A 25,194-nucleotide genomic window follows, 5' to 3' on the forward strand; every position below is an offset into this window, starting at 1 on the left:
GGCCCAAGCGACGGCGTGAGCGGCCGAGGGGCGATGTCCTCGGACGGTGGATTCCTACGCTGTCACGCGACCGCGCGCCGCGAGGTGCCGCTCGATGTGGTCTATCGCCGCCGCCACGCCGTCCTCGCCGCGGATCTTGCGCCCGAGCTCCTCGGCGCGCTGCTTCATGCCGGCGTCGGTGGCGGCGGTCCGGATCGCGGCCGCGAGCGCGTCGGCGGTGAGGCGCGGCCGCGGGATGGCGCGCGGGCCGACGCCGAGCTCCTCGACGCGGCGCCCCCAGAAGAGCTGGTCCCCGAGGTGCGGGACGACAATCGCGGGCCGCCCGGCGCGCAGGCACGCGGCCACGGTGCCCGCGCCGCCGTGGATCACCGCCGCGGCGACCCGCGGATACAGCCAGTCGTGCGGCGCGCCGTCGATCCGGAGGATGCTTTCGGGCAGCGCCATGTCGCCGAGCCCGGCCCATCCGGAGAGCAGGACGGCGCGCTGGCCGCTCCGCGCGACCGCGTCGACGAGGAGCCTCGTCGTGGCGCCGGGATCGTGGGACGTCATGCTGCCGAAGCCGAGGACGACCGGCGGCTCTCCCGCCGCGAGGAACCGCTCGAGGGCCTCGGGCGGCCTGTACGCTTCGCCCTCGTCGAGGAACCAGTAGCCCGTCGTGTGGTAGCTGGGCGGCCAGTCCGGCGGGTGCGGGACGACGTGGGCGCTGTAGCCGTGGACGACCAGCATGCGGCGCAGCGCGGCCATGTACGCCCGACGATCCTGCGGCGGCAGGCCGAGCCTCTGCCGCACGCGGGCCGTCACGCCGCCGTACCAGCGCCACACCGTCGGCTCGATCAGGAGCTTGCCGAACAGGAGGTTGAGCACGCTATCGCTGCGCGGGAAGGGCGCGGCGACCGCGGTGGGCCCATGGCGCGTCGCCAGGATGGAGGGCTGGAACGGGATGCTGACCTGCACCGCGCCGGAGGCCTCGGCGATGGAGGCCGCGTACGTGTCCGAGGTGAAGCTGCTCAGGATGAGCTCGGCGCCCTCGCACGCGCGCAGGGCGTCGTCGGTCATCTCCGCGCCGAAGCGATCGATGAGCCGCTGCAGGATCCGCGACTGGGCCATGGGGTCCGTGCCGCGCGACACCCACTCTTTGCCGAGGTCGCTCTCCATGACCTCGACCATGTCGACGCTCGCCGGGATCGCGGCGAGCCCGTGCGCCTCGATCCAGGGCTGGAAGCTCTTGCCGGCGAGGACGCGGACCGCGTGGCCGCGGGCCGCGAGCGCCTTGCCGAGCGCGATCGTGGGCTGGACGTCGCCCCGGGTGCCCAGGGCGAGGACGGTGGTCTTCACGGGGCGCCTCGCCTCAGAGCGCCTTCCAGGACGCGTCGCCCGACGGCAGCCGCGGCGGCTCGACCGACAGGATGTAGTCGACCCGGCGGTTGCGGGGCTCGTCCACCTGGTCCGCGGTCTTCACGAGCGGCGCCGACTCCCCGAGCCCCTCGAAGGCGATGGGGAGCTTCACGCCGCGGCCCTTGAACCAGGCGGCGATCGCGCGGGCGCGCTTCCGCGACAGGGCGAGGTTGTGCTCCGCGCTGCCGACCGTGTCCGTGTGGCCGACGATGAACAGCGTGATCTTGCCGAGCTCGCTGGTCTTCGCCACGACCTCCGAGATCTTCTGGAGGCTCGCCTCCAGCTTGGGCACCTCGGGGGCGCGGATGACGTCGGAGTTGGTCTCGAACTGCACCTCTTCGTGGGGGATGCTCACGTTCCAGGGGATGATCGCGATCCCCGCCCAGTACCCCTCGGTGTCGTGGCCGTACACCTCGATGCGCGCGACGGGCTCGTCGCTCGAGGGCGACCAGGTCACGGCGAGCGGCGAGCCGGCGGCGGCCCCGCCGAACGGCTTCTCCTCCTCGGCCAGGACAGCGCCCGACTGCCCGAGGACCTTGATGCGCACCTTGCTGGCGGCGCGCGACAGCTTCACCTCGATCTGGCGACCCTTGAGGTCCACCTTGGACCTGTCGATCGTCACCTCGAGCGCGGGCGGCCTCGTCTGGGCGCTCTGCGGCGGTGAGGGCGCCGGCGAGGGGCCGTCGGCGCGCGCGGCGGCGGGGGCGAGCAGGGAGGCGGCGAGGAGCACGGCCGGGGCATGGCGCATGGGGATCCCCATCTCTTGAGGGTGAGGGAAATGCGGGAAGACGTCCCCGAGCATACCAAAAGGGGCCCGTGGTGGAGCGGCGGGGTGACATGCTGTGGGCTCGCGGCGCGAGCCGCCCTGCGCGCCGGCCTGCGCCGGTGTAGGGTGTACCGTCGAGCGTCGAGCGCGCTCCGGCAAAGGCGCCGGAGATCCTGCTGAACGGCGTTCCACGTCACATGGCAGTCACCATTTTCGACCTCTTCAAGATCGGTATCGGGCCCAGCAGCTCGCACACGGTCGGGCCGATGCGCGCGGCGCGCATGTTCGCGGTGGATCTCGACGAGGCGGGCCTGCTCGCCCGCACCGCGGCGGTGTCGGTGGAGCTGTTCGGGTCGCTCGGCGCCACCGGCCGCGGCCACGGCAGCGACAAGGCCGTGATCCTCGGGCTCATGGGCGAGACGCCGGACGGGGTGGACGTCGAGCGGGCGGGCGCGATCGTCGAGGGCGTGCGGCAGAGCGGCCGGCTGTCGCTGCTCTCCCGCCACGAGATCGGCTTCCAGGTGAAAGGCCACCTGGCCTTCCTGCACCGGAGCCTGCCGTTTCATCCGAACGGCATGCGCTTCACGGCGCTGGACGAGGTGGGCGCGCCGCTGCGCGCGCGCGTGTATTACTCGGTGGGCGGCGGCTTCGTGGTGAACGAGGCGGCGGCGAAGGGGGAGAACCCGATCGAAGCGGACACGACGCCGCTGCCATATCCGTTTCACAGCGCCGCGGAGCTGCTCGCGGCGTGCGCGGCGAGCGGCCTGTCGGTGAGCCAGGTCATGCTGGAGAACGAGAAGGTCTTTCGCCCGGAGGCGGAGACCCGGGCGGGGCTCCTGCGCATCTGGGGGGTGATGCAGGACTGCGTGCGGCGCGGCTTCCGGGCGGAGGGCGTGCTGCCCGGCGGCCTCAAGGTGGCGCGCCGCGCGCCGGCCCTGTACCGCAAGCTCATCGAGAGCCCCGAGGCGGGGCTCCGGGATCCGCTGACGGCGATGGACTGGGTGAGCCTCTACGCGCTCGCGGTGAGCGAGGAGAACGCCGCCGGGGGCCGCGTGGTGACGGCGCCGACGAACGGCGCCGCGGGGATCATCCCGGCGGTCCTGCACTATTACCGGCGCTTCGTGCCGACGTCGACGGACGAGGGGGTCATCCGCTTCTTGCTGACGGCGGGCGCGATAGGCATTCTCTACAAGGAGAACGCGTCGATCAGCGGCGCGGAGGTGGGGTGTCAGGGCGAGGTGGGCTCGGCGTGCTCGATGGCCGCGGGCGCGCTGGCCGAGGGGCTGGGCGGCACGCCGGAGCAGGCGGAGAACGCGGCCGAGATCGCGATGGAGCACAACCTCGGGTTGACGTGTGATCCGGTGGGCGGGCTCGTCCAGGTGCCGTGCATCGAGCGCAACGCGATGGCCGCGATCAAGGCCATCAGCGCGGCGCGCATGGCGCTGCACGGCGACGGGGCGCACTTCGTGAGCCTCGACAAGGTGATCAAGACGATGCGCGACACCGGCGCAGACATGGAGTCGAAGTACAAGGAGACGGCGCGCGGGGGGCTCGCCGTCAACGTGCTCGAGCTGCCGGTGGAGGTGGGGGTCAATTTGCCGGAGTGCTAGCGCTCTTCCTGGAAAGCACCGTGGCTGCGGCATACCCGTCGACGAACTCCTGCAGCTTTCGCATCTGGTACGTCCGCACGAGCGCCCTGAGCTGCTCGAGCCACGGGCCGAGCCGCGGATCGGTCTCCTCCATCCGCACCGCCTCCGTCACCACGTTGCGGACGCGCCCCGACGCCACCAGGCGCGATAGAAGGGCGAGCTCCTCGGCCGAAGGCGGCACAAGCGGACCCTTCTCCCTCGCCGCCGTGACAGGGGCCTTCTCCTCGGCGTGAATCCATTCCACGCCGAGGAAGCGGTGGATCTTGTCGAAGAGCTCGCCCGCTTGCACCGGCTTGTGCAAGGCGTCGTTCCAGCCGGCGCGGACGCCCTCCTGCTGTTCGGCTCCGGACACGTTCGCGGACGAGATCAGGATGACGATCTCGCCGAGCTCGGGCATCTGCCGCAGGCGGCGCGTGGCCTCATGGCCGTCGATGCCCGGCATGACCAGGTCCATCACGACGAGCGCCGGCCTCCGCTCCATGGCGAGCCGGAGCGCCGCCTCACCGTCTTCGGCCTCCACCACCTCGAAGCCGATCGGGACCAGCAAATCGCTCATCAGGGCACGGTTATGCGGGTTGTCGTCCACGACGAGGATCGTGCGGCGCGCTCCGCGATACCCGGTGATCGTATGCCATCCGATGGCCTTGTCGGCGCCCGCGGAGGCAGGCCCCTCCGCGAGCGCGAGCGTCACCGTGAAGGCGCTGCCTCGGCCGAGCTCACTCTCGACCTCGATCGTGCCGCCCATCTGGTCGACGATCTTCTTCGTGATGGCGAGGCCGAGCCCTGTGCCGGCGCTCTTCGCCCTGTGATCTCCGACCTGCTCGAAGGGATCGAAGATGCGCGAGACGTGCTCCGCGGCGATCCCCGGGCCCGTGTCCTCGACCCGGAACCGCAACGTGCTCGCCTCACAAGGGCCGCGCTTCAGCTCGTCGACGACGAGGGTGATGCTCCCTCGCTCGGTGAACTTGATGGCGTTGCTCAGGAGGTTCAACAGCACCTGCGTCAGGCGCTTCTCGTCGCCGTAGAACGTCGACGTCGTCCCGCCGCGTATCTCATGGGTGAAGGCGATGCCCTTCTGGTCCGCGCGCACGCGGCACAGATCCACCACCGTGCGCACCAGCGCCTGGAAATCGAACTTCTTCGCGACGAGATCCATCTTGCCGGCCTCGATCTTCGCGAGGTCCAGGACGTCTTCCAGCAAGGAAAGGAGATGCTCGCCCGATTTCTTGATGACTTGCACCCCATCACGGCTCTTCAGGGAGAGCTCGGGCGCGCGAGCGAGGACCTGGGCATAACCGAGGATGCCGTTGAGCGGCGTGCGCAGCTCGTGGCTCATGCTCGAGAGGAAATCGCTCTTCGCACGGTTCGCGCGATCGGCCGCCTCCTTGGCGATCTGGAGCTCGGCCGTGCGCTCCTTGATCTTGGCCTCCAGGTCCCGGTACAGGACGGCGTTCTCGACGGCGATGGCCGCCTGCGAGGCCAGCACCGACAGGAACTCCACGCGCGCCGGAGGGAACGCCGACGGCACGTCGCGGTGCTCGAGGTACAGCACGCCCACGAGATGCCCCCTGTGGGTCAAGGGCAGGGCCAGCAGCGAGAGCACCACGCGCGACGCGAGGTAAGGGTCGACGGCGAAGCGCGCGTCGCTCGTCGCATCGCCTGTCACCACCGGCTCGCCCGCGCGGGCCGCGTACTGCACGATCGTCGCCGGCACGTCGTGGCTTTGCCCGAGCGGCTCCGACAGCCCCGTCTCGATGCGAGCCCCCTCCACCGACAGCCGCGCAACGACGGAGAGCGCTTCCCCTTCGCGGAGGACGAGGGCGCCGCGCTGCGCCCCCGCGTTCGCCAGCAAGAGCTCCATCAGCCGGCCAACGACGCGCTCCGGGTCGCGCTCGCTCGAGAGCGCCTGCGCCGCGCGCACCGCGGTGTTCACGTCGAGGCTCGCGCCCGTGGAGGCGCCTGTGGTCGCCGTGGTCGCCGCCGCCATCATCGCGCGCTCGACAGGCGCCCCCTGCATGGCCGCCCTGAGCAAGGCAGGGTATTTCGCGTTCAGATGGGCGACCAGGTTGACCGCGCCCCAGCGCGCATAGGCGTCGCGCGCCTCGCGCAGGTACATCGCGCCGATGTGCCTCTTGCCCGTTTGCAGCCGGAGCTCGGCGGCGAGCTGGATCGAAAGCGCCTCGATGTGGAGGAAGCGGTGCTCGCGCGCGAGCTCGATGGCCTCGTCGTACCTGGCGATGGCCTCCTCGGTCTCGCCGCGGACGCGGGCGTCTTCGGCCTCGACGAGGCGCAGCTTGTGGAGGAAGTTCGGCGCGCACCCTTCCGCGAAGTACCGCAGCCGCTCGAGGCCGTGGTCGATGTGCTCCCGCAGCCTCGCCTGCTCCTCGGCGCCGGCGGCGTCCTGCCAGCGCTTCGCCGCCGAGAGGGCGAGGAAGAACGGGATATCCGTCACCGGCGGCATGCCGAGGATGTCGGCTCGAGACTGGTCTGCCTCCCGCGCCCGCGACAACGCTCGCTCCCACCTGCCGGTGACACAGAACAGATAGACTTCCAGAGTACGAGCGAGCCCTCCCGTGAACCCGTCCCCGTCGGCCAGGAGGGAGTGCGAGCCTCGCGAGAGCGGCTCGTCGTCCAGGAGCTTCGGGGCGCCGTCAGGGGTCATCAGCACGTCACAATAGGACGCGATCGCCTCGAAGTGGTGCCTCCCCACGGCGTCGCCCGCGCGCTGCACGAGATCCCAGCGCGCCTTGACCTGCGCGTCGACCTGGCCGAGCGGCAGGCCACGCCAGACGCGGTGGTAGAACAGCTCGGCGAGGAGGCCCCAGCTCGTGCCCTGGAATGAACCGAGCTTCAGGCCGGCCGCCATGCCCTGTTCATAGAGGGCAGCCGTCTCGTCGACAGGCCTGGAATAGACCATGTAGATACCGTGAAGCACCAGGCACTCGGGGAGCATCGGGGACCCCACCCGCTCCGCGGCGCGCACCCCGGGCTCGACCCACCGCAAGACCCGGCGGTACATGCCCGTGGCCACCGACCACACGTTGGCGAAGCTGCAGAGCATGAGGGTGGCCGCTGGCGTGAGGGCCCCCCGCCGCACCGCCTCGGAGACCAGGCGAACGATGATGAGCGTGTAGAGCATCGGCCGGCCGCCGTAGATGGAGCAGAGCTGCGTCTGCGTCATCAAAGCGTCGATGAGCCGGTGCTCCGCGGACTGCTCGGGCGGCATTCGATCGAACGCGCCGAGGTCCTGCTCCAGCCATCGATCCAGCGCGGCGGACTCCTCGAGGAGCGCCGGCTGACACGCCTCGTCCGTCTCGGGGAAGGCGAAGCCCCGCTCCGCGAGCGCCGCGATACCCAGCCCGATCCCCCGCGCATACTGGCCCGTCGCCAGGCAGCAGCGGACGCGGATCTCCTGGGCCGACAGCCAGGGCACCGCCCCGAGAGGCCTCGCGAGCAGGTCGAGCGCACGTGCTTCGACGTCCTCGAAATCTCGCAGCAGATAGGCCGCTTCCAGCCGCTCCAGCGCTATCTCCACCGACAGCGCCAGCTCGTCGCCGGCGGCTCGCTCGCCGAGGAGCCCCTGCGCGTTCTCCAGCAGGCTCGCCATCAGGCGGTGGGAGCTCGCGGCCTTCGCGACGCGGGCGGCCTCCAGGTTCATCCGCGCGACGTCGTTGAGCTCCTCCGCGGACGTGAGCCGCGCCGAACCCTGGTTCATGTGCCGCGCGAGCTCCAGGAGCTGCTGCGCCGTGCCCCCTTCCGCGCGATACCGCGCCCAGAGCCGCCGGCCGATCTCGAGGTGCGCGAGGACGCGCTGCTCCGGCGAGATCCGCTCGTAGCTCGCCTGCTGCACGCGGTCGTGCAAGAACCGGTACGAAGCGTCCAGCGCTCCGTCGCCCACCCCTCCGAGCGCCTGCGCGGGGCGATACGCCCCGTCGACCGGCACGACGAGCTCCTCCTGCAGCGCCGGCCATAACGCTCCCGTCACCCGGGCGGGCTCCCACCCGCTCAATCGCTCCAGATCATGGAGATGGAACGTGTGCCCCGCGCACGCCGCGAGCCCCATGAGCTGCTGTGTCGCGTCCGGCATTTCTCGCACTTTGTCCGTCAGCAACGACACCACGTTGTCGGTGATCTGCGCTCGCTCCAGGTCTGCTTGATTCCACTGCCATTCCCCGCTCTCCGCGTCCCTCGAAAGCAGCTTCTGCCGGTGCAGGGAGAACAGCAGCTGCTCCAGGAAAAACGGGTTTCCACGCGTCTTTTGCCACTGCACGCGCGCGAGCGGCTCCACGCGCTTCGGCTCGCTCTCGAGCGTGCGCGAGAGCCACTTTTGCACCTGCTCTTCCGACAGGGGGCCCACCGTCAGCCTCGATACCTTGGCCTCGCTCGCCTCCACGGCCTCCACGAGCTTCCACAGCGGATGCTCGGGCGGCGTCTCGTTGTCGCGGTAGGCCGCGATCACCAGCAGCGATCTCCGCTCCACGTCCGTCAGCAGCGTCTGCAGGATGATCAGCGTGGCGCTGTCCGCCCACTGCATGTCGTCCAGGAACATGACGAGCGGCGGGTTCGGCGTCGTGACGGTCCGAACGAAGTTCAACCACGTCAGCTTCTGCCGGTTGAGCACCTGCTCGCCCTCCGCCGGCGGCACCGGCGGCAGCTTGCCCATGACGAGGTCGAGCTCCGGCACCACGTCCGCGATCAGCCGCGCGTTGTCCCCGACCTCGTTCCGGATCCGATCCCGGAAGGTCTCCAGGACCGCCTTCGGGCTCGAGATCCATTGACGCATCAGCCCCCCGAACGCCTGCGCCATCGCGGCGTACGGCGTCGACCGCGCGAGCTGGTCGTGCTTGCCTGCAATCAAGAGGCCGCGCCCCGCCTTCGCGATGTCGTGGTAGACCGTGCGCACCAGCGCCGTCTTGCCGATGCCCGACGGTCCGCCGACGAGCAAGAGCTCCGCCGCGCCTCGCTCGGCGCGGGCAAACGACTCGCCCACCCGCTCGACGTCCCGCTCCCGCCCCACGAGCACCTGCGGCAACCGCAGCTTCCGTGAGAAGTCCTTCCTTCCAAGCGAGAACGGCGCCGCCGTGCCACGCTCGTTGAGCGCGCGGAGCGCCTCCTCAAGATCCTCGGCCGCGCCTCTGGCTGTCTGGTACCGCCGCTCGGGATCCTTCGCCAGGAGCTTCGATAGGATCGCGGACACGCCGCTCGGGACCTCCGGCGCGATGGTGTCGAGCGGAGGCGGGCTCTTGGCCAGATGCGCGTGGACCAGCGAGAGCGGATCGCGGTCCGTGAAGGGCCGCCGCCCCGACAGCACCTCGAACAGCGTCACGCCGAGCGAATAGAGATCCGTGCGTGTATCGAGCGCGCGCGCCGTGCGCCCCGTTTGCTCTGGCGAGATGTACGCCAGGGTCCCTTCCAGCGCTTCGGGGATGCTCGCCTCGGTCGCTTCCTGGGACAGCAGCGAGGCGATGCCGAAGTCGAGCAGGGTGACCTGCTCGTACGTGTCATCCACGAGCAGGTTCTGCGGTTTGACGTCCTTGTGCATCACGCCGGCGGCATGCACCCCCTCGAGCACCTGAGCAAGGCGCCGCCCGAACCGCAGCCCGGCCGCCACCGGCAGGCGACCGTGCCTGGCGAGCACCTGATCGAGCGAGCTCGCTCCAGGGTTCTCGAGCACCAGCGCCGCCGTGCCGTTCCGCTGCTCGAACGCATGCACGCGCGCCACGCCTGGCACGGCCGCGAGCTGCTGGAGCACTTGATGCTCGTGGACCAGCCGCCCCATGACGCGAGGGCTGGGCACCTCGGCGAGCGGAAGCTTGATCGCCACCTGCGCGCCCGAGGGGAGATGCACCGCGCGACAGACGCGCGTCTCGCTCCCCTCGTAGGCGATATCCCCCAGGGCGTACTCCGTCAGTTCCATCACTGAACCCCTCCCGTGCACGAGCACCGCGGCGCGATAGCCGGGTGTTCGCTAAACTAGCCTGGGCAGGTCAACACAAGTCAATGCAATTGTGAAAGACGCTTCGCGACTGCCACATTTGCGCACCCCGCGCGCGTGCGCGGGCACACCCGCGTGCGCCGTTTCCAGATCGTGTTCATCTTTGCGCAAAGCCGTACACGTTGGCACTCGTACAGTCCGATCTGTCCTGGTGTTCTCGACGTGAAGCACGTTACAGATGCGTCGTGTGAGCACTTCGCAAAGAGCGTCGGACAGCGCTTCCAGGGCGACGCTGCATGCGTGACTCTTTACAGTCGTCACGCTCCTTGATAGCGTCCACGCTGCGTTTTTCAGGCACTGGGGGACGATTTTGACGCAATTCAATGGTTTCGTGGTCGCGGTCGACGACAACCCCGCCAACCTCGACACGCTCCTCGACGTACTGTCGGGCGAGCAGCTGGACCTCGCCGTCGCCACGGATGGCAACATGGCGATCAGCTTGATCGAGCGCGAGCAGCCGGATCTCGTTCTCCTCGACGTCATGTTGCCAGATATCGACGGTTTCGGGGTGTGCAGGCGCCTGAAGGCCAACCCGCAGACCGCCGACACCCAGATCGTCTTCATGACCGCCTTGAACAATCGGGAGCACCGGTTGCAAGGGTTGAAGGCGGGCGCCGTGGATTACATCAGCAAGCCCTTCGATACGGAGGAGCTCCTTGCGCGGATACGCCCGCACATCGCCGTCCGGCGCATGACGCGGGCGTTGCAGGAGAAGAATGCCAGCCTGGAGTCGGAGGTTCGGCGGCGCGTCGACGTCGAGGCCGCGCGCGAGGCGCTCCTCGTCGAGCTCATGACCCGTACGGACGAGCTGCGCGAGGCCAAGGAGGGGCTCGAGCGCGAGCTCGTCGAGAAGGGGCACGCGAACGCGGAGAGGACGGCGCTGCACGAGCAGATCATCGCCGCGCAGCGCAGCCGGCTCCTCGAGCTCTCCACGCCGCTCATTCCGATCACGGATCGCATCCTTGTCATGCCGCTCATCGGCACGATGGACAGCGACCGTGCTCAGCAGATAAACCACGCGATGCTCCACGGCGCGAGCAGCCGTGGCGCCGAGTTCGTCATCATCGACATCACGGGCCTCAAGCATGTGGACGAGAGCGTCGCCACCATGCTCCTCGTCGCGGCCAGCGGCCTGCGGCTCCTGGGGACGCGCACGGTGATCACCGGGATAGGTCCGGAGGTGGCCCGAACGCTCGTGCAGCTCGACGCGCCGCTGCAAGGCATCGTCACGAAGGGCACGCTCCAGGACGGCATCGCCGTCGCGATGCACTCGTTCCGTCATCGAGGATAGGACTTCTGCTCGGGAGCGACGCGCCGGCCTCAGGTCGGCCCCGTCCAGCGCTGGACCGACGCGGGAGAGGTGGTTGATTCCTTCACGGCGCGCTCTGGCGCCGTACCAGGCGCGCGTCGACGGACCAGCGCCCCGCGCCGACGATCACGAGAAAGAGCGCGCCCAGCAGCATCGCCCAGTCCGTCCTCGCCTCGTGGGCCATGCTCAAGAAGCCGTAGTGCGGCAGCTTGCGCACGTGGAAGCCGAGGATGTCTCGGCCGAGCAGGATCGGAAGCTTGGTCGAGGCCAGCGCCACGACCATGTCGATGACGAGCAGAGCGGCGGCGAACCGGGTCAGGAGCCCCGCGAGCACGAGCGCCCCGCAGACGATCTCGACCACCCCTACGAAAGGTCCCATGACTTCCGGCCAGGGGATGCCGATCTTGACGAACCGTCCGGCGCCGAGCTCCGCTGGATAAATGAACTTCTGGAGCCCTTCGGACAAGAACACGGCCCCGACCGAGAGGCGGACGAGGAGCGTCGCCGCTGGCGCCTGGGAATCGAGCATCTTGCGCAGGTGTTTCATCATTTCGTTCCAGCCCTCGTTGATGGAGTGCGCTTGCGGGGGCGCACGACGGCGCCACGGTTCTCGTCTGAAGCTGCCGCGCGGCCGCGGGGCTCCTCGCCCAGTACGACCTCGCGGTAGAGCTCCGCCACGTCGCGTTTGAGCGCAGCGAGCAGCCGGCGGCCGGCGCCCGTCGCGCGGTAGCTTCGCCGGCCACGCGCCTGCGTCTCTTGGCTGGCCTCCAGCCAGCCGTGGCGCTCCATGCGGGCGAGCGCCGGGTAGAGCGTTCCGGGGCTCAACCGATGGCCGTGCTCTGCGAGCTCCTCCAGGAGCCACAGGCCCCAAACTTCGCGCGCCGCGGCGTGGTGAAGGATGTGGATCTTCCAGAGGCCCACCCGGATCTCACGATCCGCCGTCGAGATCATAGTTCGAAGCGCGTAGACGATCTTCGTAATGTCGTCAAGCTCGACACGCTATCGTACGGACGCGGCCTGTAACCTTCCGGCTCGGTCCTACGATCGAGCCCGGCGCCTCCGCATCGGCCGGCTCGGTGCTGCCTGGTATCGTGATCCATGGCTCGAACCGCCCGCATCGCACGTCACGGGATGGAGCCGGCTGCTGCGCTCGTGACCGGCGCCTCCAGGGGAATGGGCTGCTCGATCGCGCCACGCGCGTGGAGGGGCTGAAGCACGGGTAGCAAGCTGGGGCGCGCCGCGGGAGGGAGGCATCGTCCATGAACAACGACGGATTGTCGCGAAGGACGCTGCTGCTCGCGACCGGCAGCATCGGCATGAGCGCCGTCTGTTCCCCCGCTTCGAGAGGGCCGGCAAGCACACCGATCTCGTCGCGGTGCTCCGCCGTCAGCACCAGGCGGGGCGCCTCGTGACCGACGACGTGCTGACGTTCGCGAAAGAGCCGCTCCGCGAGCAAGCCGCCCGCCGCAAGCTCGCGCACGCAGCTAGGAGGACGGCCGGACCGGGAAGAGGGCCGGGAGCCGCAGTCGCTGCGGCTGGTTATCTGTTTCTCTACGGCCGTTCTGCCACGATCCAGACGACGTCATCCGATTGTTTGGATACCTCGCTGCTCAGCCCGACCCGCGCGAGGCGAGCGATCACGTCCTCGGGCGCGTAAAAGCGGTAGGTCGGGTCGCGGAAGCGCGCGGGCACGCTCGGCCCTTCCGGCCGAAAGGCGAGCACGAGCCTTCCACCGGGACGTAGCGCAGCGGCGAGCTGCCCGAGGACGCGATCCGGGTCGCTCCAGAAGTAGATACAGTGAACGGAGTAGATGCGATCGAACGCATCCGCCTCGAGCGTGAGATCGTCCGCATCGGCCTTCCGTACCTCGACCCGGCCTTCGCGTATCCCGCTTCGATTGCATCGTCGCGACGTGGCGATCATGAGATTCGAGACATCGAGACCGACCACGCTGCCACGGCTCGCGCGTCGCGCGGCTTCGCGCAGCGTCACGCCGGGTCCGCAGCCGAGATCGAGCACGCGGCTTTCGGGCTCGATCGAGAGGAGGTCGAGTGTCGCTGCGTTCACCGCCGCGGTCTCCCGGGTCCAGTTCCATCCGAGGAAGCGGCCGAAGACGCCGCGTGGGTGGGCCGCCTGGCGGTTCACCCAGCGGGAAAGCCGGATGCGGAGCGGCGGCTTCGAGCACGCCGCGCCCTGCATCTCCGACAACGCCGTCCGCAGGCCAGCGACGTAGGTGAAGACGGCGCCGAGCATCGTCGTCGCGAAGCCGAGCGTGAGCTCGTTCACGCCCGCGATGCAGCTTCGAGGGATCACGAAGCCGTATCCGATGACGACCGTCGGGATCACGAAACCAGCAAGCGGAAGGTACAGGCGGGCGCGGTTCATCATGATGACTCCTTCGCGAGCCCATGGAACACGAGCTCGTTGATGGTGGCCTCGACCTCTTCCTCGACGAGTGGCTGCGGGGAAGGGTCCCAGTGGCGGTGGACAGCCCAGAAGGCGATGGTCTCGAGCACGAAGCGCGCGGCGATCGAGACGTTCGTCACGGGCCTCAGCGCGCCTTCGGCGATGCGGCGCTCGAGGTAATGCGCGAGCGCGGCATGCTGCGCCCATCGCCCCTCGTTGAACCATGCGGCTGCGAGCTCGGGGTGATCGAGCGCGCAGCGGTCGACGAGCTTCAGGCTCCTCCGGTTGCGCGCCAAGCGACGATAGAGGTCACGCGCGATGTCTGCGAACTCCGCCGCCGCATCTCCCGGGCATGGTCGGCCGAGCGCCTGGAGCAGGACGAGCTCGCTCGACTCGCTCACAAGCCGTTCGCGGATGTAGGCCACTGTCGCGCCCTGACCAGGCGTCCTCCACGGCAGCGCGGCCGGATCGGGCGCCAGAGGGCCGTCGGCGAAGCGGAGCGCCAGGTCGAAGAGCGCCTCCTTCGACTCGACGTAGCCGTAGACAGTCCCCTTGGCGACGCCGATCGCGCTCGCCACGTCCGCCATCTGCGTCATCCGGTACCCCCGGGCGACGAACGTGTCCGTCGCGACATCGACAAGCTGACGGAACCGGTCCGGAGGAATCGTTCTCGCCACCCGCGAACCATAACCGACCGACCAGGTCAGTCAAGATCCGCGTCGCTTGACTATTTTACTTGTTGCTTGAATAGTTGAGCGTATGGCGACGCCCCATCGGCGGTTCAAGGACGTGATCTACGAGCAGCTCGCCCGGCTCGGGAAAGCCGTCTCGGCACCGAAGCGGCTGGAGTTGCTCGACCTCCTCTGCCAGGGCCCGCGCACGGTGGAGTCGCTCGCCGAGCAGGCGGCCATCTCGGTCGCGAACGCCTCGCAGCACCTGCAGGTCCTTCGTGCGGCGCGGCTCGTCGACGCCGAGAAGAAGGGCCTGTACGTCGAGTACCGGCTCGCCGATGGCGACATCGGCCAGTTCGTCTTCGCGATGCGCAGGCTTGCCGAGACGCGACTCCCCGAAATCGACCAGGTCACGCGCGAGTACTTCGAGCGACGCGGCGTGATGGAGGTGGTCGACGGCGAGGAGCTGCTTCGCCGCGTCAGGAGCGGCGAGGTGACCGTCCTCGACGTGCGTCCCCGCGAGGAGTACCGCGCCGGTCACATCCCCGGCGCGATCTCGATCCCCGTCGGTGAGCTGGAAGCACGCCTCAAGGAGCTGCCGGGCGATCGCGAGGTCGTCGCCTACTGCCGCGGGCGGTACTGCGTGATGGCCGTCGAAGCGGTCGAGCTGCTCCGCAAGAAGGGCTTCAAGGCCCACCGCATGGAGCAGGGGGTCGTCGACTGGCGTGCCCGCGGCTGGAGCATCGAGGCGCGCCAGCGCGCCTCGTCGGGTGGCGCGTAACGCGAAGGAGCACGTCCATGATCTTCAAGCCCTATTACTACTTCGAGACCGGCTGCGCCGCGTACCTCTTCGGTTGCGGGGGGCTCGGCAAGTGCGCGGTCGTCGACGCGCACGAGGAGGATGTCGACAGTTACATCGCCTTCGCCGCAGCGAAGGGCATGCGCATCACGCACGTCATCGACACGCACGTGCACGCCGACCACCGCTCCGGAGGGCCCGCGCTCGCGAGGAAAGCCGGCGCTGCGTACTGCCTGTACGAGTCGGCGAACGTCGCGCTCCCGTTCGAGCCCCTCGCGGACGGCCAGGAGATCGAGCTCGGCAACACGCGCGCGAAGGTACTCCACACGCCCGGGCACACGCCGGAGAGCCTCTGCCTTGTCGTCACGGATCTCCGACGCGGCGAGGACCCGTGGTTCGTGCTCACCGGCGACACGCTGTTCGTCGGTGCTGTTGGCCGTCCTGACCTCCCGGGGCGTGCGCGCGAGAACGCGGGCGAGCTTCACGACAGCATTCACGAGAAGCTGCTCACGCTGCCCGGCGACCTCGAGGTGTACCCGGGCCACTTCGCCGGTTCGGCGTGCGGCGCCGGCATGAGCGGCAAGCCGTCGAGCACCATCGCCTTCGAGAAGCGGTGGAACCCGCTGCTCTCGAAGTCGCGCGAGGACTTCGTCGACGCGCTCTCGGACGTCCCCCCGAAGCCAGCGACGATGGACCAGATCCTCCGCGTCAACCAGGGCCGAGAGGCGCCCGCGCGATGAGCCAGGTGCGGCTCGGCCTCCGCGAAAACCTCGGGCAGTTCTCGCTGCTGGTCCTCGTCAACGCCTTCGTCGGCGCGATGGTCGGCATGGAGCGCACCATCCTGCCGGCGATCGCCGAGCAGGACTTCCACCTCGCCGCGAAGACGGCGGTGCTGTCGTTCATCGTCGTGTTCGGCGTGACGAAGGCGCTCACGAACTACCTCGCGGGGCGGCTCTCGGATCGCTTCGGACGCAAGCTCGTGCTCGTGGGTGGCTGGCTCGTGGCCGCCCCGGTGCCGTTCCTGCTGATGTGGGCGCCGAGCTGGGCCTGGGTGCTCTTCGCGAACGCGCTCCTGGGCGTCAGCCAGGGCCTCACGTGGTCGACGACGGTTATCATGAAGATCGACCTCGCGGGTCCGCAGAAGCGCGGCCTCGCGATGGGCCTCAACGAGTTCGCCGGGTACTTCGCCGTCGCCGGCAGCGCGCTCGCTACCGGAGTCGTCGCGGCGCATTACGGTCTGCGCCCCGAGCCGTTTTACCTGGGCGTGGCGTTCGTCGCGCTCGGGCTCCTGCTCTCGGTGCTCGTCGTCCGCGAGACGAAGCACCACGTGGCCGCCGAGTCGAAGCTCCACGGCGCGCTGCCCCCAGAGGGCATGCCCACGCAGCGCGAGGTGTTCTGGCGGACGTCCCTCCTCGACAAGAACCTATCGAGCGTCAGCCAGGCGGGGCTCGTCAACAACCTCAACGATGGTATGGCGTGGGGGCTCTTTCCGCTCTTCTTCGCGGCGGCCCGGATGAACCTCGGGCAGATCGGCACGCTCGCGGCGATCTATCCGGCGACCTGGGGCATCTCTCAGATCTTCACCGGCGCGTGGTCCGATCGCGTGGGCCGCAAGTGGCTCATCGCAGGCGGCATGTGGGTCCAGGCCGCGGGAATCGCGGCCGTGGCCATGTCGACCGGCTTCGCGGGCTTCGCGGTGGGTGCGGTCCTGTTGGGCGTGGGCACGGCCATGGTGTACCCGACGCTGCTCGCCGCGATCGGCGACGTCGCGCATCCCTCCTGGCGCGCCTCTTCCGTGGGTGTGTACCGGCTCTGGCGCGACATCGGCTACGCGTTCGGCGCGCTCGTCGCCGGCATCACGGCCGACGCGCTCGGCCTCCCGGCTGCGATGTGGCTCGTCGCCGCGCTCACGTTCGCTTCCGGCCTGGTCGTGGCGGTGCGCATGAGCGAGACCCTGCGTCGTACCGCGGCCCCGGCACAAGTGGGCGATCGCCGCGCAGCGATGTGGCCGTTGACCTGATTGCCGGCCATAGTGTCCACGTGTTGTATGTCCGCCACGTGCCGGGTCCGCCGCTCTCGGCGCACGTCGCCGAGCTCTGGTACCTTTCGGCTGCTCCGCCTCACGCGGCCGAGCGCATCCTGCCCTCCGGTACCCTCCAGCTGGTCGTCAACCTCGACCAGGACGAGGTGCGCGTCTACGATGGCTCCACCATTCGCCGCTACTCCGGTGCCGTCGTCTCGGGCGCGTACCAGTCCGCCTTTGGCGTCGACACACGCGAGCACGCGTCGATGGTCGGGGTCCAGTTCCGGCCCGGCGGCGCGTGGCCGTTCCTCGGCGCGCCGCCCGGCGCGCTGACCGACAGGCACGCCGACCTCGCGGACCTCTGGGGGCTGCGAGCGGCGGAGCTCCGCGACCGCCTGTGCGCGGCGCCGGAGCCGCGCGCGCGCTTCGCGCTGCTCGAGCGCGCGCTGCTCGACCGCCTTTCGGTTGCGCGCCCCGGTCATCCCCTGGTGCCGCACGCGATCGCGGCGCTCGAGAGAGGCGAAAGGCGCGTCGCCGACGTCGCGGCCACGCTTGGCATCAGCCACCGCCGGCTCGTCGACGTGTTCACCGCCGAGACCGGCCTCGCCCCGAAGGCCTTCGCCCGGATCACACGCTTTCGGCGGGCGCTCTCGCAGGCCGAGAGGGAGCGCGAGCCGGACTGGGCCCGGCTCGCTGCCGTGTCAGGGTTCTGCGATCAGTCGCACCTGATCCGCGAGTTCGTGGCGCTCTCCGGCAATTCGCCGACCGCGCTCGTCGCCCACTCCTCCCGCGAACGCGTCAAGTTGCACCACATCGCCATCGCCGCGCCAGCCGCGCCGGATGGGGCGCGCGGAAGGGACCGGCAACACGCGCGATCCCGAGGCGTCCCGACCCGATGACGGCGAAGGATCAGCGCGATGTCGGGACGCACCGCGGCGCGACCGGCGACGAACCCGGTCGCCTCCGAGTCGTCATGATCAACCCGCCGATGCCTCGTGAAGCTCGATCGGGTTGCCGTCGGGATCCTCGAGCTGAATCTGCACGCCCCCCACGCCGCTTTCGATGTCGTTTCGGAAGGGTGTCCCGGCCGCGCGGAGTCGTTCGATGAGCGCGTCGAAGTCGTCGACGTAGAGGACGACGCGGTTCCAGCCGCCCGCGACCTGAGCGCGGCCATCGGGCATGGGACGCGCGCCGGAGCTGCCGGGGCCGCTCAGGAGCAAGCGCAAGTCACCGCGGGAGACCGTCGCGAACGCCGTGCCGGACTGCAGGTCGAGCGTGAAGCCCAGTTGCTCGGTGTAGAAGCGAACGGCGCGATCGACGTCCGTGTTCTGGTAGCGGACGACGGCCGAGGTGGCATCGGGGACTTCCACGGTCGAGGTCGATTCCTCCGGCGCCTCGTGAAGCTCGACCGGGTTGCCGTCGGGATCCTCGAGCTGAATCTGCGCGCCCCCCACGCCGCTTTCGATGTCGTTTCGGAAGGGTGTCCCGGCCGCGCGGAGTCGTTCGATGAGCGCGGCGAGGTCGTCGACGTAGAGGACGATGCGGTTCCAGCCGCCCGCGACCTGAGCGCGGCCGTCGGGCATCGGGCGCGCGCCGGAGCTGCCGGGGCCGCTCAGGAGCAAGCGCAAGTCACCGCGGGAGACCGTCGCGAACGCCGTGCCGGCCTGCAGGTCGAGCGTGAAGCCGAGCCGCTCGGTGTAGAAGCGAACGGCGCGATCGACGTCCGTGACCTGGTAGCGGACGACGGCCGAGGTGGCATCGGGGCCTTCCATGACCGAGGTCGATCCGGTGGTATGGGACATGCAACCTCCGAGAGAGAGAATGACCAGGATGAGGATGATCTTGACGATGATCTTCATGCGCCGATTCTGTCGCCCGCGCGCGCCGCCGTATTGGACAAATTGGAAGCCGCGGGCCCGAGCGACTGCGACGTGGTCCTCCTTCACCGATAGGTGTCATTCCAGCATATTCGTAGAACGCAGCTGTACGATCGCGGCTCCCCGCCGGTGCGGACGGAGAACGAGATCCGTCGTGCTCAACCCTTTTCCGCCAATCGGCCGTCCCGCGGCTATCCGGCCACTATGCGTACTTCCGCCGCCGCTTCGAGATGAGGCATACGTATTGCAGTTGTGCCCCGTGTGCGACAACTGGGCACATCGGATGCGCCCCTCCGACGACGGTGCCCAAGAACCACGAGGAGCTATCATACGTAGTCTGCTCATAGGTGTACTATCCAGCATCGCGCTCGTGCCCGCCTGCGCTGCTGAGGTGGACGTGACCGAGCCTGATCCTGCCGCGCAGGAGCCCGAAGCATCCGATCGTGCCGCAACGCAGGACGAGGTCGGCATCGCGACCGCGGCGTTCTCACGAACTGACGCTCATGTCCGGATGGCGTATCGCGGTGGCACGGGGGGCGGCTGGTTCGACATTCCGTGTGCGCATGACGAGGTGGCGATCGGACTGTACGGGCGGAGCGGCGCGCTCGTCGACCAGGTGGGTCTCGTCTGCGCGCCGCTCCAGGCAAACGGCAGCATCGGTCCCTACTCCACCCGCGGCTCCGCCGGTGGCTATGGCGGCGGGCCATTCTCCACGCTGTGTCCAAGCGGGGAGGTGCTGGTCGGCCTCGAAGGACGCTCCGGGAAGTATGTGGATCAGATCGGGATCCAGTGCGCCCCGGTGGACGACTGGTGCAGCTGCGGCAGCGTCCGAAACGGCTATTACGCGGGTGGAGGTCCGGGCGGAGGCGCATTCACCGATACCTGCCCGAAGGGCTACGTCATCACCTCGCTCTCCGGTCGGAGCGGCAGCCTCGCCGACGCCATCCAAGGCGTCTGCACGTATTTGCAGCAGTAGCTCAGCCCCGCGGCGGACCGTGCGCTCTCTCGAATCCTCCCCGGATGCCCCGGTCCGAGAGGGCGCTGGCCTGAGTTCGTCCCTAAATCCACGACAGCCGTGGGACCCCAGCGCTGGGCGTCACTGAGCAGGCACGTTCCGCCGCGTCTCGAAGTCGTTGTCGTGCCAGCTGTTGGTGGGCGACGACGAATTGTAGCTCTGCCACGCGTCATAGACGGAGTTCCCGTGGGCGACGTTGCCGAGGATGTGCCCGTTGCGGCCGTTCGCCACGCGAATCCCATAGTCGTTCGACGTCGTGACAGTGCCCTCGATGGTGAAAGTGTAAGTGTCCTTGAACTCTACGCCGACCCACCCGCCAGTCGCCTCAAAATTCTCAACCACGTTGTTCTCGCCGCCGAGGACGTAGAGACCCCCGCCCCAGTTCCCGGTCGCTTCTCCCCCAAAATACTGAATCCAGTCGCTGTCCTCCTGGTAGAACCCTATCTCGCGATTCTCGAGGACGGCGGTGTCCACGATGCTCGCGCTGGAGGCCCTGATCAGCTCCACCCCGTGGCCCCAGTTTTGGGAGAAGTTGCTGTCCTCAACCCGAAAGTTGACGCTGTCCGCCACGTGCAGTCCGGCACCGTACGTGCCGCCCGCGTCCACGAGAATGATCTGCAGGTCGCTCGCGTCCTTCACCCAGAGCCCATAGTTCCAGCGCCCCGCGCTGCCGATGCGGCAATCGTGAATCGTGGCGCCGGACCCGCCGAGCACTTTGAGCCCGCAGCTGCGGGCTGTTCCCGTGTCATCTTCGCAGTTCTCCAGCGGGACGAATCCGGCAGAGCTGATGATGCTGTGACCGTTGCAGAACAGGCTCGCGCCGTTTCGCAGCTCGATTTGGCCAATGTGGTCTTCAGTCAGGCTCGTGGTTTCCTCGATGATCACATTGCCGACGGTGATGGCGCCAGCCATCGGCGATGCCGACAGGACAGCAGTCCAGGCTGCCCACGCTGCCCACCACCGCGAGGGGCCGAAGCCCGTGGATTGAAGCCCTCTCTTCGATCGATCCTCGCGCATCACCAAGCCTCCTGTTCGCCCCCTGCGGCCATATAGCACCCGGCCGGATAGCAGCAAACGGTGCTCCCCCGACACAACTGTGCTGCGGGGGGCGGCGGCGCAAGACAGGCCGTACGCCAGGAGCTCACCCCAGCCTGTCACCGGGCACCTCGGTGAACCACCTGGAGCGGCTGCTGGGAGGGCTGCTTCTGGCGATGTCGCCGTGGGTACCGTGGGCACAGCCCTTCCGGCGGATCTGATAGGTCGACGTGTCAACGAGTGCAGGGAGGCTGCACGAAAATAAGTTGGGCGGACAGGTATGCGCCTCTCTCGATGGAATATAGCGTTCCCGAGCATTGTCCCTGGATCTGCGCTGCACCAGCTCGGCTGCGATCCCGGCTGGAGGATCGCGTGAATGGGGCGAGCTCGTCGCGGGACAACGCCGCCGCCGGACGAGAAGACCACCTCGTCCCGCTGTCGCGCGTCCTCCCTCTCGGTATGTCTACGGTATCACGAAAATGACCGAGAGATCGTCCGCGTAGAAGGCGCCCGTGGAGTTCGCGCCCATCCAGGCTCTGACTGCGCCGAAGTTCCGCGCCTGGTTGAGGTAGTAGCTCGGGATCGCGACGTCGAGGCTGCCCGACGCCGCCCCCAGGAGGGTCATGGTCGCCGTCGCCGCGCTCGCGCCGATGTTGAACGTCACCTGCACGCTGAACACCTGCCCGCGTTGATAGGTCCCAAAGGTCAGGTTGCTGTCGTCGTTGACACGCACCGTTCCGTTCGTGAGAAAGTCGAGGTGCAAGAAGCTGCTCAGGTCGTTCAGCGGCTGGTTGAAGCCCTCGAACTGCAGCGTCGGGACCCCGCCGCCCGCGCTTGGAATGAAGAGCCTGGCGGTCGCCATGTACTGACCATCTCCACGGAAGGCGCTGAAGCGACCCTGGACCGACGTCACGTCGTTGAAGCTCGGGTGCTGGATGAGCACCCACTGATCGCTGGCCTCGCCAGCCGGAGAAGCGGCCACCGTCACGTTGCCGTTGCCGAGCGCCGTCGCGACGGTGCCGACCGCTTGCTGTGAGCCCGGCGGCTGAGATGCGGCGTCCTGGTTGAACCCGGCGCTGAGCAGCGTCTCGGCGGTGCAGCCCGTGAGCAGCGCCGGCGCGGCCAGCAGCGGCAGACCCAGGATCGTGCGCCGAGAAACGAGGAGCGATTTGCCGGTCGCATGAGCATTGGCGCGAGCAGACTCGATCGTTCTCAGGTACCCGCGGGCGGCGAGCCGGCCGTAGCGCGGGAGCCGGACGCCGAGGGCAATGGTGCAAGCATCTTACACGCACACTGCGGCCCATCACGCCCGGACGCCGGAGCTCCGGGCGCTCGCTCGCGCCGGGCGATCTCGGTAGAATCGCCTCCGTGGCTCCACCCGGCGAAGGGCTCGTGCCCCTGGTTCCCTCGGCCCTCCTCTCGAGCCGCTGGTCGCGGGATAACCTCATCACCCCCGATCCGTCGCGCCTCTACACCGGGCCCTTCTCGGCGCGCGTCGGCGTCGAGCAGCTGCAGGAGCGGCTCGACGCGCTGACCTCGGTGCTCGGAGACTTCGAGGTGGAGGAGGCGAACCTCGGTGTGCTGTCCTGGAACGTCCGCGGCCGGGATCGGCGCGGCCCCGTCCACCTGGTCCTGCCGCTCGGCATCGACCAGGCGGGCGTCGGCGGACGCAGCAGAGCGCGCGTGCCCGAGCGCTGCTTCGAGCACGCGCGCACCTTCGTCGAGCGCCGGTTAAATCGCTATCTCCTGGCTCCGGACCAGCTCGTCGAGGCGCGCGGCGCCGGAGTGGGGGCCTGTTTTCGGCTGCCGAGCGGCTATCTCCCTCTGACCTTCGGTCTGGGTCGCGCCCGCGTCGACGTCATCCACGAGGACGGTGCCTGGGGGATCGGCCTCGGGGCACGCTCGACCCGGGAGATCCTCGTCGAGCTCTGCGCGGCCATGGCTTACCATTACGACCTCGAGAGCGGGACGACGATCGCCGACGTCGTGATCAACGACGGCGACTTCCTTGTGAAACGGGATCGCGACGGCAGCTTCGCGCTCCGCTGGACGGCGGCGCGCACCCTGGAGAGCGGCGTCGGCCCCGAGCGGTTCTTGCTCTATCTCATGCAGCTCATGGCGTACGAGGACTGGGAGGTCGACGGCGATCTGCTGGGGCTCCCCGTTCCGCTCACCGATCCCGAGGCGGCGTTCGCAGGCTTCACGCGGGGCAGGGGCCTGCGCTGCCTGGACCTCGGCGAGGATCCCGCGCGCGGCGTCGCGCAGGCCCGGGCGCTCCTCGATTCCTTCGCGCGCTCTGGAGGAGGCAGGGGTTATCGCCCCTGGGTCGAGCGCTACCGCGATCCTCATTCCGCACCCCCCTTGGCGTCCGATGATCCGCGACGACCCTGGTGGAACCTGGTCGAGCTGCGACAACGCCGCGACCGATTGCGGCTCGAGCGCGGCGAGGAAGCCGCCGCGCCGCTCAGCAGCCTCATCGAACGCTTGCTCGGGGTGGTCGGCGTCTCGGATCCCGCGGACGCCGGCACGGCGCCCTCGGTCAATGACGTCGATCGCAGGGAGGTGCTCGACCTGCTCGAGAGCGCTGGCGTCAGGGCCGATGCGCGCGCGTCGGCCGCCGACACATGGTTCGAGAGCTGGCCCTACCGGAGTCGCGCCGAGCTCGAAGCGCGCCTGCCGGGCCTCGCCGCCTTGCCACCGAGCCGGCTTCTGTGTCCAGGCGTCGCGCCCGCCGAGGAGGAGGGCACGCTCGCCGCTCTCGATCGCTGGTCCCGCGCTCGCCCCGCCCGCGAGCTGGCCAATCCGGAGCTCTTCGGCGGACGGCGTCTGGCACCGGACGCCCTCGCCACGGCCGTGTCGCTCCTTCCCAGCTTCGAGGCCTTCATGGATGACGCCCTCCACGACCCGCGCTGGGGCTACTACGCCAACCGCGTCGTCATCGGACAGGAAGGTCACTTCTCGACCCATCCCGAGAACCTGACGCCGCACTATGGCCGCTGGGTGGCCGCCTGGGCCTTCGAGGTGTGGAGAGAGCTTTGCGCGAGCGGCAAGCTGCGGCGGGATGAGCCCTTCTCGCTCGTCGAGCTCGGCGCGGGCAACGGACGCCTTGCCCGCGACGTCCTGGATGCGGTCCGGAGCCTGAGCGGCTCGAGCGACGACTGGCGTCGCTTCAGGGAGGTCCTCGAGGTTCGCATCTACGAGATCTCGGATCCCCTGCGCAAGAAGCAGCAGGCTCTGCTCGGCGCCGACGCCCGCGTGCTCGAGGGAGACGCGCGGGCGCCGGCAGGCTGCCTGCGCCGCGACTTCCCTGAGGGGTTCGTGGGGCTCGTTGTCACCAACGAGCTGCCGGACGCCTTCGGAGTCCACAAGGTCCGTCTCTCGGCGAGCGGGGACGCCGAGGCGGTCCTGGTCGTCCCGCGCATCGAGTCACAGCTCCTCGATGCGCTCCGCCCAGAGCTCCGAGACGCCTGCCGTCAGGCCGACGCGCGTCTTCGTCCGCTCCTCGGCGAGACCCGCCACGGCGGTGAGCTCCTGCTCGATCGGAGCTGTCTGGGAGATCTGATGACGGCCCTCTACCGGCTCCCCGCGGGCCAGCGTGAGCCGCTGATCGACAAGGTCTGGTTCGACGAGGTGCTCGTGCCGGCCGCCTGCTTTGGCTCGCTCGCGGAGGTCCTGCGGCGTGGCGCGTCCGAAATGGCTCGAGCCCTGGCGGCTGAGCCGTCCGGGGTCATCACCTATGTGAACGCTCACGCGACCCGCTTCATCGGCGAACTCGCCAAGGTCCTGCGCCTGGGCCAGGTCCTCACCATCGATTACGGCGACACGACCTGGGGCCTCATTCAGGGGGCCAGGCAGGGCCAGTTTCCTTTCCGGATCTACTGCGATGAAGGGAGCTATCTTCCGCGCCCCAACACCCCGTACGCGCGTCCGGGCGCGCAGGACCTGACGGCCGACGTCAACTTCACCGATCTCTCGCTGGCGGCTCGCGAGGCCGGGCTCGGGCACGTCTACTTCGGTCCTGAACGCGCGATCGCCGGCCGCGAGCTTCCTCGGGTCCTCGCGTCCACCGATCAGCGCCCTTTCGCCGAGTTCGTGGGGAACTCGGTCTTCAAGCTGCTCGTCGTGGGACGCGGCGCGTCCTATTTCCCGGAGCTGCCAGGGCTCGAGCCGCTCCCGCTCCTCACGCACGCGCCCGACGCGACGCTCGACGGACCGAGAGCGAGCACTGGCACGACCAGCTCGCCGGCGTGAGGG

General features: G+C 69.1%; 18 protein-coding genes. 8 read left to right on the forward strand and 10 right to left on the reverse strand.

What is annotated here, in order from left to right:
- Positions 1 to 54 precede the first annotated feature (54 nt).
- Together WMF22_RS10170 and WMF22_RS10175 are read right to left on the reverse strand one after the other, a co-directional pair.
- Positions 55 to 1,335 carry a glycosyltransferase gene (locus WMF22_RS10170; protein WP_438035601.1) on the reverse strand — a complete coding sequence of 427 codons (1,281 nt, stop codon included), beginning with the start codon at positions 1,333 to 1,335 and terminating at the stop codon, positions 55 to 57.
- A 13-nt stretch (positions 1,336 to 1,348) separates the two neighbouring features.
- Positions 1,349 to 2,143, reverse strand: a complete 795-nt coding sequence (locus WMF22_RS10175; RefSeq protein ID WP_438035602.1) for an OmpA family protein — start codon at positions 2,141 to 2,143, stop codon at positions 1,349 to 1,351.
- Positions 2,144 to 2,358: 215 nt separating this feature from the next.
- On the opposite strand from WMF22_RS10175, the gene WMF22_RS10180 reads away from it, so the two are divergent.
- A complete protein-coding gene (locus tag WMF22_RS10180) occupies positions 2,359 to 3,771 on the forward strand; it encodes an L-serine ammonia-lyase (RefSeq protein WP_438035603.1) in 1,413 nt (470 codons plus the stop codon).
- On the opposite strand, the gene WMF22_RS10185 is transcribed toward WMF22_RS10180, so the two are convergent.
- Positions 3,752 to 9,727, reverse strand: a complete 5,976-nt coding sequence (locus WMF22_RS10185; RefSeq protein WP_438035604.1) for a protein kinase domain-containing protein — start codon at positions 9,725 to 9,727, stop codon at positions 3,752 to 3,754. The genes WMF22_RS10180 and WMF22_RS10185 overlap by 20 nt on opposite strands.
- Positions 9,728 to 10,136: 409 nt before the next feature.
- On the opposite strand from WMF22_RS10185, the gene WMF22_RS10190 reads away from it, so the two are divergent.
- Positions 10,137 to 11,096, forward strand: a complete 960-nt coding sequence (locus tag WMF22_RS10190) for a response regulator (protein ID WP_438035605.1) — start codon at positions 10,137 to 10,139, stop codon at positions 11,094 to 11,096.
- 82 nt (positions 11,097 to 11,178) lie between these two features.
- Here the strand turns inward: WMF22_RS10190 and WMF22_RS10195 are convergent, their stop codons facing one another.
- The 4 genes from WMF22_RS10195 to WMF22_RS10210 all read right to left on the reverse strand — a co-directional run bounded on the left by WMF22_RS10195 (position 11,179) and on the right by WMF22_RS10210 (position 14,197).
- Positions 11,179 to 11,661, reverse strand: a complete 483-nt coding sequence (locus tag WMF22_RS10195; RefSeq protein ID WP_438037248.1) for a DoxX family protein — start codon at positions 11,659 to 11,661, stop codon at positions 11,179 to 11,181.
- The gene (locus tag WMF22_RS10200) at positions 11,661 to 12,065 is read right to left on the reverse strand and encodes a PadR family transcriptional regulator (RefSeq protein ID WP_437298917.1); all 405 of its coding nucleotides are present in this window, start codon (positions 12,063 to 12,065) and stop codon (positions 11,661 to 11,663) included. The genes WMF22_RS10195 and WMF22_RS10200 overlap by 1 nt, the downstream gene beginning before the upstream one ends.
- A gap of 600 nt (positions 12,066 to 12,665) precedes the next feature.
- Complete coding sequence (locus WMF22_RS10205) at positions 12,666 to 13,502, reverse strand: class I SAM-dependent methyltransferase (RefSeq protein WP_438035606.1); 837 nt, start codon at positions 13,500 to 13,502, stop codon at positions 12,666 to 12,668.
- Positions 13,499 to 14,197 (reverse strand): TetR/AcrR family transcriptional regulator, encoded by a 699-nt coding sequence (locus WMF22_RS10210; protein ID WP_438035607.1) that lies wholly within the window; start codon positions 14,195 to 14,197, stop codon positions 13,499 to 13,501. Before WMF22_RS10210 ends, WMF22_RS10205 begins: the two co-directional genes overlap by 4 nt.
- A gap of 82 nt (positions 14,198 to 14,279) precedes the next feature.
- On the opposite strand from WMF22_RS10210, the gene WMF22_RS10215 reads away from it, so the two are divergent.
- From WMF22_RS10215 to WMF22_RS10230, 4 genes are read left to right on the forward strand one after another with little or no spacing between them, the layout of a single operon-like run.
- Positions 14,280 to 14,972 carry an ArsR/SmtB family transcription factor gene (locus WMF22_RS10215; RefSeq protein WP_437298920.1) on the forward strand — a complete coding sequence of 231 codons (693 nt, stop codon included), beginning with the start codon at positions 14,280 to 14,282 and terminating at the stop codon, positions 14,970 to 14,972.
- Between the two features lie 17 nt (positions 14,973 to 14,989).
- A complete protein-coding gene (locus tag WMF22_RS10220; protein WP_437298921.1) occupies positions 14,990 to 15,730 on the forward strand; it encodes an MBL fold metallo-hydrolase in 741 nt (246 codons plus the stop codon).
- Positions 15,727 to 17,010 (forward strand): MFS transporter, encoded by a 1,284-nt coding sequence (locus WMF22_RS10225; protein WP_437298922.1) that lies wholly within the window; start codon positions 15,727 to 15,729, stop codon positions 17,008 to 17,010. Before WMF22_RS10220 ends, WMF22_RS10225 begins: the two co-directional genes overlap by 4 nt.
- Positions 16,995 to 17,912, forward strand: a complete 918-nt coding sequence (locus WMF22_RS10230) for an AraC family transcriptional regulator (protein ID WP_438035608.1) — start codon at positions 16,995 to 16,997, stop codon at positions 17,910 to 17,912. The genes WMF22_RS10225 and WMF22_RS10230 overlap by 16 nt, the downstream gene beginning before the upstream one ends.
- Before the next feature lie 78 nt (positions 17,913 to 17,990).
- Here the strand turns inward: WMF22_RS10230 and WMF22_RS10235 are convergent, their stop codons facing one another.
- A complete protein-coding gene (locus WMF22_RS10235; RefSeq protein ID WP_438035609.1) occupies positions 17,991 to 18,959 on the reverse strand; it encodes a VOC family protein in 969 nt (322 codons plus the stop codon).
- A 322-nt stretch (positions 18,960 to 19,281) separates the two neighbouring features.
- On the opposite strand from WMF22_RS10235, the gene WMF22_RS10240 reads away from it, so the two are divergent.
- A complete protein-coding gene (locus tag WMF22_RS10240) occupies positions 19,282 to 19,866 on the forward strand; it encodes a hypothetical protein (RefSeq protein ID WP_438035610.1) in 585 nt (194 codons plus the stop codon).
- 120 nt (positions 19,867 to 19,986) lie between these two features.
- On the opposite strand, the gene WMF22_RS10245 is transcribed toward WMF22_RS10240, so the two are convergent.
- Together WMF22_RS10245 and WMF22_RS10250 are read right to left on the reverse strand one after the other, a co-directional pair.
- Positions 19,987 to 20,922 (reverse strand): right-handed parallel beta-helix repeat-containing protein, encoded by a 936-nt coding sequence (locus tag WMF22_RS10245; protein ID WP_437298926.1) that lies wholly within the window; start codon positions 20,920 to 20,922, stop codon positions 19,987 to 19,989.
- 481 nt (positions 20,923 to 21,403) lie between these two features.
- Positions 21,404 to 21,922 (reverse strand): hypothetical protein, encoded by a 519-nt coding sequence (locus tag WMF22_RS10250; protein WP_438035611.1) that lies wholly within the window; start codon positions 21,920 to 21,922, stop codon positions 21,404 to 21,406.
- 386 nt (positions 21,923 to 22,308) lie between these two features.
- Between WMF22_RS10250 and WMF22_RS10255 the strand changes: the two genes are divergently transcribed.
- The gene (locus tag WMF22_RS10255; RefSeq protein ID WP_438035612.1) at positions 22,309 to 25,191 is read left to right on the forward strand and encodes an SAM-dependent methyltransferase; all 2,883 of its coding nucleotides are present in this window, start codon (positions 22,309 to 22,311) and stop codon (positions 25,189 to 25,191) included.
- Positions 25,192 to 25,194 lie beyond the last annotated feature (3 nt).

The organism is Sorangium sp. So ce204 (assembly GCF_051526795.1).
GTDB lineage: Bacteria > Myxococcota_A > Polyangia > Polyangiales > Polyangiaceae > Sorangium > Sorangium cellulosum_B.

Coding starts and splice junctions, on each gene's coding strand:
- WMF22_RS10175 (WP_438035602.1), bottom strand. CDS start 2,143: ATGCGCCATGCCCCGGCCGTGCTCCTCGCCGCCTCCCTGCTCGCCCCC.
- WMF22_RS10195 (WP_438037248.1), bottom strand. CDS start 11,661: ATGAAACACCTGCGCAAGATGCTCGATTCCCAGGCGCCAGCGGCGACG.
- WMF22_RS10180 (WP_438035603.1), top strand. CDS start 2,359: ATGGCAGTCACCATTTTCGACCTCTTCAAGATCGGTATCGGGCCCAGC.
- WMF22_RS10220 (WP_437298921.1), top strand. CDS start 14,990: ATGATCTTCAAGCCCTATTACTACTTCGAGACCGGCTGCGCCGCGTAC.
- WMF22_RS10245 (WP_437298926.1), bottom strand. CDS start 20,922: ATGCGCGAGGATCGATCGAAGAGAGGGCTTCAATCCACGGGCTTCGGC.
- WMF22_RS10205 (WP_438035606.1), bottom strand. CDS start 13,502: ATGATGAACCGCGCCCGCCTGTACCTTCCGCTTGCTGGTTTCGTGATC.
- WMF22_RS10185 (WP_438035604.1), bottom strand. CDS start 9,727: ATGGAACTGACGGAGTACGCCCTGGGGGATATCGCCTACGAGGGGAGC.
- WMF22_RS10225 (WP_437298922.1), top strand. CDS start 15,727: ATGAGCCAGGTGCGGCTCGGCCTCCGCGAAAACCTCGGGCAGTTCTCG.
- WMF22_RS10200 (WP_437298917.1), bottom strand. CDS start 12,065: ATGATCTCGACGGCGGATCGTGAGATCCGGGTGGGCCTCTGGAAGATC.
- WMF22_RS10215 (WP_437298920.1), top strand. CDS start 14,280: ATGGCGACGCCCCATCGGCGGTTCAAGGACGTGATCTACGAGCAGCTC.